This is a genomic window from Brevibacillus halotolerans (assembly GCF_026891775.1).
Taxonomy (GTDB): domain Bacteria; phylum Bacillota; class Bacilli; order Brevibacillales; family Brevibacillaceae; genus Brevibacillus_B; species Brevibacillus_B halotolerans.
Genome location: NZ_JAPTNK010000007.1, coordinates 212,911 through 227,111, shown reverse-complemented (window position 1 = coordinate 227,111; position 14,201 = coordinate 212,911). Strand labels below are relative to the sequence as shown.

Sequence of the window (14,201 nt, the reverse complement as noted above, 5' to 3'; positions counted from 1 at the left end):
AAACACAAGGAGATGTTACAGGATGTATAAACGTATCATGCACGAAGGAAAAGCTTGCTATGGAAAACATGTGTTGGTTCACATGGAAAGATGCAACGAAAACATTCTCAGCATTGAAGTGGTAAAGGATTTCATTACGAAACTCGTTAAAGACATTGACATGGTTGCCTTCGGGGAGTGCCACTGCTATCGCTTTGGCGACGGAGAAGAAATCGGTCTTTCGGCAGTACAATTGATCTACACCAGCAGTATCACTCTTCACACCAATGATCTGCATCGTGAGGGGTACCTAGATGTTTTCTCTTGCAAAGACTTTTCTGAAGAGCAAGTCAAACAAAGCATCATTGATGTATTTGGGCCTGAAAATGTTCAGTACCAAGTGATCATCCGTGAATAAATGGATGATGGCGGCTTAAACAGGGGAGGGGAGGAAAGTGGTATCGTTTATGGCGGTACCACCCTTTTCTTCCTTTTGTTCCCCTACGTAAAAGTTACGATGAGGTGTTCATATGACAACCACAAAAAAGAACCGCTCTGTGGCACTGATAGCCTTCCTGATTTTGGCGGGAATCATCTATGGAGGCAGCTATTATTACATGCACGTACATACAGCCAAAAGTGATATAGTCGATCTATTCGTTACAGTAGCGCTGATGTTTGTGATACCATTCCTAGTCAATCTACTGGTTATTCCCAATAAAATTTCCCTGTTTTTTGCCTTTTTTATTGAGATATTCGTCTCGAAATATTTGATAGCAGCTTCCCATCAGCGTTACTTGGACTATGTGATTTTCTATGTTGCACCTCTGGTTGAAATCTTTTTTCTTTGCTTTATCTTTTTTCAAATTATCCGTCTATACCGGGATAGCAAAAAGCACGCGGATCGAGAATTAAGCTTCTATGAGGCGATGGAAGTGGCACTGACCAAGCTGTTCGGCGATACGCCGCTCAAAAATGTTTTCCTCGCTGAGATTAAGCTTTTTTACTATTCTTTCGGTGTTCTGTTCAAAAAACCGGACATTCGAAAAGATATCTCATATAGCTACCATAAGACCACCATTATTAAAACGATGATGATTGTTTTCGGTCTGTTGCTCATAGCTGAGACCGTATTGCTTCACTGGCTACTCGCAAAGTGGAGCATCATCGCTGCGTGGATTGCAACAGCGATCAGTATCTACGCAGCTTTGTACATCGTCGCCTTCTATAACTCTGTTAAATACCTGCCTTGCACCGTTACTGAGGATAAAGTCACACTCTATGCCGGTTATCAGAGTATTGCTGTAATCGACATTGCTAATATTGAAGCAATTCAATCTCCAAACATGAGCAATGTTGCACTCAATCCGTTTGAAAAAGGAGATTCTGATGTGGTCAATACGACACTAATGATGGACTCTCCATCATTCGAGATCAAAGTAAAAGAATCAGCCATTCATTATGGTGTCTTTGGGATGAAAAAGGAGTTTAAACGCATCATGTTCAAAGTAGACGAACCAGAGTCTTTTGCCCAAGCTATTCGTTCAAGGATGGAAAACCTCCAAGAACAACACGATAAAGAAAACACGAATATGTAATTGCCTGGGAAACAGCAGGAACAGACATAGGTAGACAACAAAAAGACGGCTCTCGATGAAGGGAGTCGTTTTTTTGTATTCATGTCGAAGAAAGACAATCGATTAGTAGCATTGTAGTTCTAGTCATATTCATATAGAATACATACAACTATAAAGAGTAAGTAAACATCAAGAAAGAGAGCAAAACGAATTATGGATTTTTATCGTTTAACTAGCACAAATGATGTTTTATGTAACAAAGCTTTTGATCTATATAAAGCTAGCTTTCCCGAGCATGAACAAAGATTATTTGAAGATCAAATAGTAGCTTAAAATCATTCGGAATATCATTGTGATATTATTTTAGAAAAAGATGTATTTGTTGGCATTATCTTTTATGAGTCTATTTCTATTAGACGCAAGAACTTTTATATGAGGCTTGGCTTTATGGAAAATCATTACCAACATAAACATCCTGCGTATCGGAAACAGAATGTACCACATGAACTTGTCATCGTGAGTTTCCAAGAAGAATTTCGGAATTTGAATATAGCCAATTCAATGAGTACTTGGTAAAAACGATTATGAAGTCTGACATATAGTGAGATTATTGGATTGACACAATAACCAAACACCTATTTTCTTGAAAAGGAAGAAAATAGGTGTTTTTTATTTCTCGATTTGAACAAAAAAGTTTATTGTCTTTACTAATATTTAGAAAATTTTATTAAGTTGATATCATTATATACAAAAATGAAATAGTAAGATTTCGCAACTATACCAACTCATGGCACAAACCCTGTGAACACTTAGAGTAGATCTAAAAGTGGCCTATTTTAGTGGAAATAATTGTAAGATTCATACCCGATTATTTCATTATTAGGAGAGATATCCTGTTACAGCCATGATACAGATATAATTCTACGTTTTTATTGACCTAATGTTATTTTTGCTACAGTCCAAAAAATAATATATAATATATAATTAAAAACTAGTATTATTGTTAACATAAGTTAAAAAACTTACTACAATATTCAGTTTTTTGCCAGAAAGTAAGATGGGGGATCTTTAAAGATAGGTTTCAAAATGAAGTTCATTTCAACACCATTACTTAAATCGTACCTATTAAAAGAAAGAGAGACAAATGATGAGCTATTTATTTAGAAAAAAAGATATTAAGGATATCTCAGATTCAAACCAATCAAAAAAATTAAAAAGGTCACTTGGCGCCTTGGATTTAATACTAATGGGGATGGGAGCAACCATTGGAACAGGTGTCTTAGTTATTACAGGGTTAGTAGCTGCAAGAAACTCAGGTCCCGCTATATCTCTTTCTTTTATTCTCTCTGCAATTGTATGTGGTCTGGTAGCGTTATGTTATGCGGAGTTTTCATCAGCGATTCCAAGTTCGGGAAGTGCCTACGCTTATACCTATGTAGCATTAGGAGAGATAGTAGCTTTCTTGGTAGGATGGTCTATTGTAGGAGGATATACAGTTTCGATAGCATCTGTTGCCGGGGGATGGTCAGCATATTTTAATAGTGCATTATCACTGGTTGGAATTCACCTCCCGAGTAGTCTAGTCACTATTCCTAGCCAAGGTGGGATTATAAATTTACCCGCAGTATTTATCGTAATTTGTATGTCTTATTTATTAACAAGAGGTCTAACGCAAAGTAAAAAAGTCAATAATATCACAGTAGCTATCAAAATTTCTATTGTTTTACTGTTTATTATTATAGGTGCATTTTTCATCGAACCTGAAAATTGGCAACCTTTTATGCCATTTGGAATAAGTGGTGTATTTGCTGGAGCAGCCTCAGTATTTTTCGCATTCACTGGTTTTGACGCTATTTCAACATCTGCTGAGGAAGTGAAAGACCCTCAGAGAAACTTGCCTCGGGGTATTTTAGGATCTTTACTAGCTTGCACTACTATTTACGTTATTTTAGGAACTATTTTAACAGGAATGGTATCCTATAAAGAATTAAATGTTGGAGACGCTTTGGCTTATGCACTTGAAAGTGTAGGGCAAGGGTGGGCGGCAGTTATTTTATCTGTTGGCGCAGTAATAGGAATTATAGCTGTTTTATTTGCTTACATGTTTGCAGTGCCACGTATTCTACTGTCAATGAGTCGTGATGGATTATTACCTAAATTATTCTCGACAGTTAATAGTAAAACTCACGTTCCGACGTTCTCTACATGGATCATTTGTGTATTAGGGGCTATCGTGGCTGGATTAATTGATTTAAAAGAATTAGCAGATATTGCGAATATGTCCGCCATTTTGAACTTTGCACTCGTAGCACTGTCACTCATTGTTTTAAGAAAAACGCAGCCAAATTTAAAACGTAATTTCAAAATGCCTCTTGTACCTATTCTTCCAATCCTGGCAATCATTTTTTGCTTATTTTTAGCTTTTAATTTATCAGCAAAAATATGGATGTACTATCTTTCTTATTCAGCAGTAGGTTTCAGTATTTATTTTGGTTATTCCCGTAATAAAAGTGTACTAAAGCATCGGGAGTAAATAATTCATAATAGAATATACGGTTGTATCTCTTACGATCATTAAATTTCCATTTCCTACAAAAAAGTCCGTTCAAAATCCGAAAAGGTTTGAAAACGGACTTTTTTTTGCCTCAATTGACAGTTCTTGATTGCCATTACATTATGATTTTTAAGTACTAAAACGAAGAATTAATAATTAGATGCGAAAATTACTAAGGATGAAGAAAGACAGTGACTAAGTGTGTTGAAATGAAATTTTCAGATGTAAATAGTTGAAAATTTAAATTTCTTCATCGTTTCCACACATTTTTTGTTTAATCTTATAGGCATCAGAAAATGAAGTGGGGGATAGTAAATGAAAGGAAAAATCAAGCTATTGCTTGCGATTGGTGTGTTAGGAATCATAGTAGTAGGTTGTTCTAATTCCAGTGGTAAAGACGAGTTGAATATGGATAGCACCCAGAAGACCACAGAGATGTCTTCTAAAACCAATCAATCAAGTAATAATATTGTTCTCACAGAAGAAACACAAAGAGTGGATGGAAAAGAATTTACCATCACGGCAAAAGCGAGTAATTTGAAGGTGTCTAATGACTTGACTTTGCCCGTATGGACATTTAACAATTCTGTACCCGGTCCAGAGATTCGTGTCAAAGTTGGAGATACGGTCAAGATTAACTTAAAGAATGAACTCGAAGAACCTGTCTCGATTCATTGGCATGGTTATCCAGTCCCAAACGATATGGATGGTATCCCAGGGGTCACACAAGATGCTGTCGTTCCAGGCAAAATGTTTACGTACCAGTTTAAGGCAACGGTTCCAGGGACGTACTGGTATCATTCTCATCAAGATAGTGTTAATCAACTCGATAAAGGGCTCTATGGTTCATTGATTGTGGAAGATCCAAAAGATAGTTATGATCGAGATTACACGCTTGTACTAGACGAATGGATGAGCTCTGGCAGCAGGGATATGGAAACAAATACGAGTGATTCCAGCCAATCGAATAAAAGTATGCAAGGCATGGATCATAGCAAGATGAACATGAAGGGAATGGATCACAGTCAAATGAGCATGAGTGGTATGAAAGATCACGATATGAGCATGTATGATCTATATACCATTAACGGAAAGACGGGAGATGCTATTGATAAGCTAGTAGTTAAAGAAGGGGAAAAGGTTCGAATTCGCTTGATTAATGCGGGTTATCTAACGCATACAATGCATTTGCACGGACATGAATTTAAAGTGGTTGCCTCCGATGGGCAATCTGTAAATAGCCCTGCTGTTATTACAGATCAAGGGATTGCCATCGCTCCAGGCGAACGTTATGACATAGAGTTTACAGCAAACAATCCTGGTTCATGGTTGCTTGAAGAGCATGGACGTGAAGACAGAGTGAAAAACATGAGAGTTGTTATTTCATACGAAGGGTCTACCCTACAGACTGACTCATCCAATGCATCTGAGCAATTACCACAATTCAATCTCTTGAAATACGGGAAACAAGTTGATACTAAATTTTCTTTGAATCAATCCTTTGATCAGAATGTTCAGCTAAATCTGAATACCGAAATGAAGGACGGAGAGATGGTTTATACTATAAACGGAAAGGTATTCCCAAATACTGATTCTATTAAGGTTGATAAAGGGGAAAAGGTAAAGGTCACCTTTGTGAACCAATCGAAAACCGATGATCACCCGATGCACCTACATGGACACTTTTTCCAAGTTTTAAGCAAAAATGGACAGCCGCTGGATGGAGCGCCTGTTATTAAGGATACCCTCAACGTGAAGCCAGGAGAAGAATATGTGGTTGCATTTGAAGCGGATAATCCAGGAGATTGGATGTTCCATTGTCACGATCTACACCATGCGTCTGCTGGTATGGTTACCGAGGTTATGTATAATGATTATAAAACCAATTATACCCCTGACCCGAGCGTTGACAATAAACCAGAATAACATGAATAAACTCCTGTGGGTGTTTCATAAGCCTTCAGGAGTTTATCCTTTTAGAAACTATTTAAGGGCGTAGTAATTGATAGCCTCAATTCTAGGAAATCTTGTTTGTGTTGTAATCTGATCAAGACACATAGTTCCTACATGGTTTCCACACATTTTTGATCTACAATACAAATAAACAAACGTTGTTGGAAATGGATTAGACATGGTTAATATTATTGGCTTGCCCTCTTATGTCCGCAGGATGAGTTGCAGGCAAAAATGAAAATGCAACTCAAAATGTTTAAAATATCGAACCTATACCATGAGTAACTCTTAAATCAGGTCAGGTAAAAGAGAGTTATCGAAAGTATAAACGCGAAACCTTAAATGAAATGGTTGTAGCTTTTAGATTTGGGGTAGATTTACACATAAAGAAGGTGATTACGATAGCGAATATTCAGGTGCTTGTGGTTGATGATGAATGGAATATGCGGAATTTGCTTCGCATTTATCTGATGAAAGAAGGATTTAACGTCAAGGAGGCTTCGTCTGGTTATGAGGCGTTATCGATGATAAAACAGCATACGTTTGATCTCCTGATATTAGATGTAATGATGCCAGGGATGGATGGTTGGCAGGCTTGTAAGACCATTCGGGAAACAGAAACCATGCCGATCCTTATGCTTACAGCCCGTTCGGAAACCAAGGATAAAGTACACGGGCTTGGCATTGGAGCCGATGATTACTTGACGAAACCTTTTGAACCTGAAGAATTGCTGGCACGTGTATTTTCGTTGCTAAGACGCTCCATGATCAATCAAGCACAAAAGCTTCAAGAAACGATCATGGTATTTCAACACCTTAAAATACATGCAGACGCTCGTGAAGTTCATATTCATGAAGTAAGCATTGATTTTACACCGAAAGAGTTTGATTTGTTTCTCCATCTAGCAAAAAATAGTCAGCGCACGTTTACTCGAGAGGAATTGGTTGAACGATTATGGGGATATGAGTATATGGGTGATGCCCGTGTCGTGGATACCCACATCAAGAATATTCGCGAAAAATTACACCGCGCAAGACTTGGCTATGATCCGATTCAAACCGTTTGGGGAGTAGGGTATAAATTTTCAGCACCAGGAGGAGGAGAATGAGACACAATCGGATTGGGATGAAATTAGGATTAGTCATCGCTGCGATTTTTTTTATCGTCCTCCTCTTTCTTGGTGTAGGCCTTTATCAGATGTTTTCAAGCTTTTATCATGCGGAAATGGGAACAGAGGTTGAAGAGATGACCTCTCATTTTACTACCATGGCAGAGACTGCAAAGAGCTCTTCGGAGGAAATGATCCTGACTTTCGCAGATTTTTCAAATGTAAGCATGTTTTATATCAATGCGACAGGTGAGATTACGCTTCATTCAGGTAGGCACAACGCTACGGATCAGTCGTTTATCCGGCCAGAAGATCTAAAACAGATCTTTTCTGGAAAGACCATTCACTTAGAACATGAAGATCCATTAGGTAATCGCTATATGGTGATTGGTCAACCGATCTACCAAGATAATCAGATATCTTCTGCCATTTATGTAATGGCATCTACGCAAAGCATGGATAAGTCCCTTGCTGCAGTGCGAAATCTGTTGATTCTCTCTGGAGTAGGAGCTTTTTTGCTTGCAATGGGGATTACCTGGATTATAGCATTACTTTTATCTCGACCGCTTATCATGATGCAACTAGCGACGAAGAAAATTGCTAGAGGAGAGTTAGAAACCCGACTAGACATTCGCAGTAAAGATGAAATTGGTGATTTGGCAGCAGCGATCAATAATTTAGCCGCTGACCTAAAGCGGTATCGAGATACACGACAAGAGTTTTTCGCAAATATCTCTCATGAGCTACGAACGCCAATCACATACTTGGAAGGTTATGCGAAGGTCGTGAAGAATCGTTTGTATACGACCGAGGAAGAGAAGGATCGCTATCTGGACATTATTTATCAAGAAGGTGTACGAATTCAGCACCTGGTGGATGATTTATTTGAACTTGCCAAGATGGAAGAAGGTAAGGTTAGTCTGTCCATGGAATGGGTGGATTTGAAGAATGTTGTAGATCAAGCAGTACAGACGGTTTCGTTGAAAGTAAAGGAAAAAGGTTTAGAGTTGATTGTTCATTCCTCTGAAGATATACCGTTGATTCGTGCGGATGGAAAGCGCATGGAACAAATTATCCTCAATCTGTTGGAGAATGCGATCCGCTATACCGAGAATGGTCACATTGATGTTCATCTTCATTGTACATCTAGTACTCTCTCTCTTTCGATTAAGGACACAGGCATTGGGATACCAGAGGATGAGCTACCTTATATCTTTGACCGTTTTTATCGGATAGAGAAATCAAGATCACGGACAACGGGGGGTACTGGACTCGGTTTGTCAATCGTGAAGAAATTAGTCGAACTGCATGGTGGATCTATTGAGGTTAGCAGTACGAGGGACATTGGTACTTTTTTTACGGTTCAATTCGTTCTTCCGACGATGCAGGAGGAATAGACATGAAAAAATCGGACTGGCTCATTGCTTTGATTTTTATGGTAATGGGGTTAATGTGTTTATTTATTTCAGCTTCTTATTATCGAACTGACTCGTTTTCGAGTGGATTCAGTATTTCCAACTCAGCGTGTATTTGGATGGCCATAATGGGTATTATCATTTACCTCATATATCGGTTTGTTCGCTTCAAATAAGGGAAAGGAATGAAAGGGTGACTTCGCGGTGTGGAGTCACTTTTTTTGTTATTTAGAAAATAAAAGGTTTACTTTATTTTTTTCAAGTTATCAGTTGTTATTGATGAGGAGCTATGGCTTGGATTTAAAAGAATATGGCTAACGAAAAGGAGGGGAAATAAAACAAATAAGCAAGACAAGGTTACCTTTATTGGTGGTTTCCAAAATCTACGTGTCACAATTTTTCATAAATTCAGAAACGACCTTCATTATTTTCATCAAAAAAGAGGGAAAAGACTGAGAGATCCAAATGGTTGAGTAGATCCGGCACGTGAAGAGAAGCTCATATAGAACAAAAAGAGCGAAAGATAATGTAAGTGGAAAGTCATGTAGCTACTCAGCAACAGATTGAGTGTATTTTATATCGCCTAGTGAATGATATTTAAGTACGAAAAGAAAAAGTAGGTAATTGAAGATAAAAAACTGGGTTCAGTGATGCAGTAGGAATGGCGTAAGCAGCCTGTTTGAAAAACAATGGTATCGTTTCTTCAAATTACATTCCACTCGCTATCGCTGTAATGATAGTAGCCTATAATGCAATTACCGCCTTGCTGAACGAAGGCGAACTACAACAAGCAGAAGATCATATTTATTGAGGAGAAAACGGCTTTTTTTGATGTAATCAGGAGTAAAAAATTTTAGAAGGGAGGGTGTGTAGATGGATCACATGATTTTATAGGTAAGATTCAACTCGTGCTGTAGCTGGCATGTAGAAAGAAAGGTAACCTACATTTTTCACCATTGTTCAGGTTAAATTCCAAGATACAGATGCCTTTAATGGAGTCTGAAAATAAATATTTTTCCTAAGAGTGTATCAGCTCGTAGCTGGCAGATGATGTTGCTATTTGGAAATAAAAATGTATGATCCTGCTTGAAGGGGAGGCATCTTTAGTGAATTCTATTGATCTAGCAGGTACAAAATTATTCAAAGCTTTTCTCAAACAAGAAGACAACTATAACCTTTATCAGAAAGTGATAGCTCATCCGGAAGATAGAGGGATATCCCAGAAACTAAAAAAACAATTTAATGACTTCTATGAAGAGGTTCTACTTATCAAATATATTTCTTCAACGATACACTACACGGCTATTGAACTTTCTATTCGAAAAAAAAAGCTAGACAAGGTAATCCAGCCATTAAAGTATGAGAGTGAAGGTGTAGCAGAAAATATCACTAATTTTCATGACAAGGATTGGAAAGAGGCCATTAGTGATGAGAAATTACTACATTCCATAATGAAATTGACAGAAAATGAAAGGGGAATTATTACATATTATTATTTGCATGAATGGAAGGAAAAAGAGATAGCTCGTCTCTTAGATATCACTCAACAGGCTGTTTCTAAAACGAAAAGAAAAGCATTAGAAAAATTAAAAAAAGAGTTGTCACAGGGGGGATTCCATGAGCCTGCTCGCTCTTGTAAGAAAAGCAAAAAATAACGATGCAGACGCTATGCAAGAAATTATCCAAAGGTTTGAACCGAAAATTAGAAAATCTCTGAGATGTACAGATAAAGCCTTTCGAGATGATGTACGTCAGGAGATAGCACTACGAGTAATAAAGGTGATAAAAGACTATGATTCTGAGAAACTAGCAAATAAATATATTTTTTCAAAAGGTGACCCTTTACAAAAATAAAATGAAAAGGCAGGTTGTATTTATTAAGCCCTTCATCACTTTACTTTATGAAGCGAAAATCAAGCGTGAAAACGGGAGAGAATTCTACATTTTCGTTTCGAAAAAAGTAAAGAGAGAAGGATGTATATGTCAGATATACTAGTAAAGATTAAAACGTTTATTCCTGAAGAGAATGTAAAAGATCCTTATGGAGATGTTTATGAGGGCGATAATCGAGGATTTCATTTTTCAGGTAATTACAGAACATTACAGGAATTTGCAATTGATTTTAAAAAGAAAACAGTCAAGCATACGAAACGTGTAGGTAAAACTTGTCGAATTAATCCTGATGAAGACCCAGTTTGTAAACGAGCAAGTGATAGTGAATTGAAAATGTCCGAGCCTACTTGGAAAAAAGACAGTGTCAAATTCACTGCAAGTTGCGGAGTCAGTAATCCCCTTAGTAGTAATGCTCCAGCGATCGATTATGAGTTTAAAATTACAGCCTATAAAAAGGACGGAAAAGTGTGTATTAGTGGACTTCACGATGGTTTTCCCAATTATGAAATCTGGAAAAAGGTGGGGAATGAGGCGCCGATGCCATTTTACTTCTTTGATCATGGGGATAATACTCTATTAAGCCTATTTCCGCCAATGGATACGAGTGTAAGTCTTAGATGCTTTTAACGTTTGATGAAGAAAACGAACCAGTTAGAATGAGAACTGGTTCGTTTTATATTTCACTTATAGTCTTGGATAACACGAGGATTAATCGAAGAGATTAATAGTTTCTATTTTAGCAGGATACATTTGTTTTTTGGAATGACCTAGACCTAGTTCACCATTTGAATTAAAGCCCCAAGACCAGACTGTCCCATCTTTTTTGATTGCATGTGAGTGAAATCCACCTGCATCAATTGCAACAATTTGGTTGAGTGGTTCTGTTGACTCTAAAAATACTTGATTCGGAGTCATTGAATAATTGACAGGAGTACCATATCCTAACTGACCATGTGTATTAGTTCCCCAAGCCCAAACAGTCCCATCTTCTTTTAATGCTAAGGTATGTTGTTTTCCTGAATCCACCGCAATTACATCATAGATTCCGTCGATTATTACTGGTGAATTACTGCTTTTCTTTGTTCCATCCCCAAGTTTACCCTGATTGTAACCCCATCCATATACATCTCCATTTGATGTAACTGCGTAACCTTGTTTTTCACCAGTAGAAATAGCTATTACATCTGTTAGTTCAGAGACCTGAACGGGTTGTAAAGCTTTTTCTCTTGTCCCATTTCCCAATTGACCTACGCTGTTATTACCCCAAGCCCAAACAGTGCCATCTTCTGAAAGTGCTAAAGAAAATTCTTCACCAGCATCAATAGCTACGATATCCGTTAACCCTGAAACCTGAACAGGCTTTACTCTGGTCTCAGTAGTGCCATCTCCAAGTTGTCCAGAGCGGTTTTTACCGAAAGCCCAGACAGTCCCATCTTCTTTTAATGCTAATGTAAAGTTTTCTCCAGCACGTACTTGTTTTACATCAGAAAGCCATTTCACATGGTGAGGAGTCTTTTCAGTAGACTTTGCTTTTTCATTTCCTAGTTCACCATAAGCACTCCATCCCCAAGTCCAAACAGTCCCGTCTTTTTGTAGAGCGACAGTATGAGATGTCCCAGTATCAACCATCAAAACATCTGATAGATCATCAACAGGAACGGGGCTCGTAGTTTTTCCTTTTACAGAAGAGCTGCCTAATCCGCCATTAGCATCACTTCCTGTTCCGTATATGACAGAACCATCTTTTTTCACCATAAAGGTTCTATTATTGTCTGCTGAAAGTAAATGATCATAATTAAATGAATCTTGAGCATGAGATGCAACAGGGCTAAACAAACTTGCAAATAAAACCGAGGAAAGTATGAGGGCGCTAAATTTTTTTTGCATAGACTAACTCAACCTTTCTATTTATGTAATATGCTACCAGTATTTAACCTAACATTTTACAATAATTGTGTAAACTATTTTATGAATTTTTGAACTTTTGTTCATTTTTAATAAACATATTCCTTTATAGATTCGAGGCCAGACTGTTTTGGCTTCTGGTAAAGCGATCATACAAGGGGCGATGGAATAAAAACGTAATAAAAAGATGAAATACAACAAGCAATGGCAGCCCTGTTTTTTTCAACATTTTTTCACATTTTATATCAAATATTGCTTGTCGACACCGTTCAAATCAAATAGGATATGAAAGCAATCCCTATACTATCGAATGGTGGGATTTCATTAAATTCTTATGCTCATTGTTACTGGACTCCCTTGGTCAGGTGTAATGGGGGAAGGGATCAATCAGCTTGCTACCTCTACGAAGACTGGTTATCCTTCCTATGCATTCAGCTTTGGGGAGAAGCCTGAATCTATAGTGAAAACAAAGGACGTAGCAAAGGATGTCCCTTGGGCTACAGAAAATTTGCCAGTACCGCAATCCTTGTATAATCAATATATACCGTTGTCACTAGAGGATATTGTGTGGGTGGCCGAGCAACAGAAGATAACAAAACCATACACCATTTCATTGCCTCAAGGTGAAAAGGGTGTATACACGTTAACAACAGCACATTCAATACCAGGGCAGGAAGCAACCATGCATATTGATCAATATACGGGAATGGTTTTAAGCGAGGTTCGTTATAGTGACTATGGCTTGTTGGCCAAAGGAATTACGTTAGGCATTGCATTACATGAAGGGCGATTATTTGGTGTGGCAAATCAATTCATTGGTTTAGTGGGCTGTCTAGGATTGATCGGAATTGTGGTTAGTTCCTTTATCATGTGGTGGAAACGCAAGCCTGAAGGGAAATGGGGGGCACCCTCGAAGCCTAAACAAGCAAAAGTAACAAAAATGATATTCTTCCTGATAGTCATTATGGGACTTTGCATGCCACTAGTAGGAATTTCTCTGATTGTAGTATTCTTGTTTGATCGTTTCATTTTCCCTCGGGTTAAGGGAATAGCAAAGAATCTGCATTCCGAATAGCTGACAGCAAGCAGAGAGGAGGGTTTAAGCGTGCGCAATATGATTACCATCTGCATCATTAGTAGTGGCTTCCTTTTATTACCTGCATGTTCTGCTACAACGATTACCCAAGCGGAAAACACACTAAAACCAGCGAACATCAATGTAGACGTTGCCATTCCTGAACATGTGAAATCAGAGCAAGTAAGCTTGCTACAAGTGAAGCTAACACAAAATAACCAGCCCATATCGGATGCAGAAGATGTACATTTAAAAATCTGGAGGGCGAATCAAGAGCAAGAGAGCAAGCAATATAAAGCGGTATTAAAGGGAGAAAAAACAGACCATAACCATAGAGAAGGAAAGGTAGATCATCAAGAAGATTCGAATGGTGTCTATGAAAGTAACGTAATCTTTCAAGAGGACGGCGTATATTACGTACAAGCCTATGTCAAAGCACATGGGGTAGACTTACTTCCTACTAAGCGTGTCCTTGTGGGTAGCCCGTCAAAAAAAGAGCTACAAGACTTTGAAAAAGAAAAGGGACAGCAGGGAAATCAAGATCAGCATGATCATTCGCACCACCATTGATACCAATGCTGAGGTAGTACTTACGAATAGAAGCAATTGAAGAGGCGTTTGCCGAATAAACAGGTTAATTAATGTCCGTAGCTATGAATGTAACGAAATGCGAAGACAGTAAAGAGTAAAGAGCAAAAAGGCTTTCCAGATATCTTTCGTGGAAAGCTTTTTTGCTCTTAA

Annotated in this window: 13 protein-coding genes; 12 read left to right on the top strand and 1 reads right to left on the bottom strand. The window is 38.0% G+C overall.

From position 1 onward, the window contains the following. Positions 1-22 precede the first annotated feature (22 nt). The 10 genes from speD to O0550_RS11630 all read left to right on the top strand — a co-directional run bounded on the left by speD (position 23) and on the right by O0550_RS11630 (position 11,107). A complete protein-coding gene (gene speD / locus O0550_RS11675) occupies positions 23-397 on the top strand; it encodes an S-adenosylmethionine decarboxylase (protein WP_022585162.1) in 375 nt (124 codons plus the stop codon). A gap of 112 nt (positions 398-509) precedes the next feature. Beyond that, positions 510-1,577 (top strand): hypothetical protein, encoded by a 1,068-nt coding sequence (locus O0550_RS11670; RefSeq protein WP_258426378.1) that lies wholly within the window; start codon positions 510-512, stop codon positions 1,575-1,577. Positions 1,578-2,703: 1,126 nt separating this feature from the next. Then, positions 2,704-4,089 (top strand): APC family permease, encoded by a 1,386-nt coding sequence (locus O0550_RS11665; RefSeq protein ID WP_003339437.1) that lies wholly within the window; start codon positions 2,704-2,706, stop codon positions 4,087-4,089. 336 nt (positions 4,090-4,425) lie between these two features. After that, a complete protein-coding gene (locus O0550_RS11660) occupies positions 4,426-6,036 on the top strand; it encodes a multicopper oxidase family protein (protein WP_035318043.1) in 1,611 nt (536 codons plus the stop codon). Positions 6,037-6,410: 374 nt separating this feature from the next. Next, complete coding sequence (locus tag O0550_RS11655) at positions 6,411-7,172, top strand: response regulator transcription factor (protein WP_258426377.1); 762 nt, start codon at positions 6,411-6,413, stop codon at positions 7,170-7,172. After that, a complete protein-coding gene (locus O0550_RS11650; protein ID WP_258426376.1) occupies positions 7,169-8,569 on the top strand; it encodes a sensor histidine kinase in 1,401 nt (466 codons plus the stop codon). Before O0550_RS11655 ends, O0550_RS11650 begins: the two co-directional genes overlap by 4 nt. A gap of 2 nt (positions 8,570-8,571) precedes the next feature. Beyond that, complete coding sequence (locus O0550_RS11645; RefSeq protein ID WP_258426375.1) at positions 8,572-8,763, top strand: hypothetical protein; 192 nt, start codon at positions 8,572-8,574, stop codon at positions 8,761-8,763. A gap of 930 nt (positions 8,764-9,693) precedes the next feature. Next, complete coding sequence (locus O0550_RS11640; RefSeq protein ID WP_096885924.1) at positions 9,694-10,242, top strand: sigma-70 family RNA polymerase sigma factor; 549 nt, start codon at positions 9,694-9,696, stop codon at positions 10,240-10,242. After that, on the top strand, positions 10,205-10,441 hold the full coding sequence (locus O0550_RS11635; protein WP_003339429.1) for a helix-turn-helix domain-containing protein: 237 nt from the start codon (positions 10,205-10,207) through the stop codon (positions 10,439-10,441). The genes O0550_RS11640 and O0550_RS11635 overlap by 38 nt, the downstream gene beginning before the upstream one ends. 126 nt (positions 10,442-10,567) lie before the next feature. After that, positions 10,568-11,107, top strand: a complete 540-nt coding sequence (locus O0550_RS11630) for a DUF3238 domain-containing protein (RefSeq protein WP_258426374.1) — start codon at positions 10,568-10,570, stop codon at positions 11,105-11,107. Positions 11,108-11,188: 81 nt separating this feature from the next. Here the strand turns inward: O0550_RS11630 and O0550_RS11625 are convergent, their stop codons facing one another. Next, positions 11,189-12,367: an RCC1 domain-containing protein gene (locus O0550_RS11625; RefSeq protein ID WP_258426373.1), complete on the bottom strand. Its 1,179-nt coding sequence runs from the start codon at positions 12,365-12,367 to the stop codon at positions 11,189-11,191. 352 nt (positions 12,368-12,719) lie between these two features. Between O0550_RS11625 and O0550_RS11620 the strand changes: the two genes are divergently transcribed. Further along, entirely contained in the window at positions 12,720-13,460 is a 741-nt protein-coding gene (locus O0550_RS11620) for a PepSY-associated TM helix domain-containing protein (protein ID WP_258426372.1), read from the top strand. A gap of 39 nt (positions 13,461-13,499) precedes the next feature. Continuing rightward, positions 13,500-14,030 carry a FixH family protein gene (locus O0550_RS11615; protein WP_258426387.1) on the top strand — a complete coding sequence of 177 codons (531 nt, stop codon included), beginning with the start codon at positions 13,500-13,502 and terminating at the stop codon, positions 14,028-14,030. Positions 14,031-14,201 lie beyond the last annotated feature (171 nt).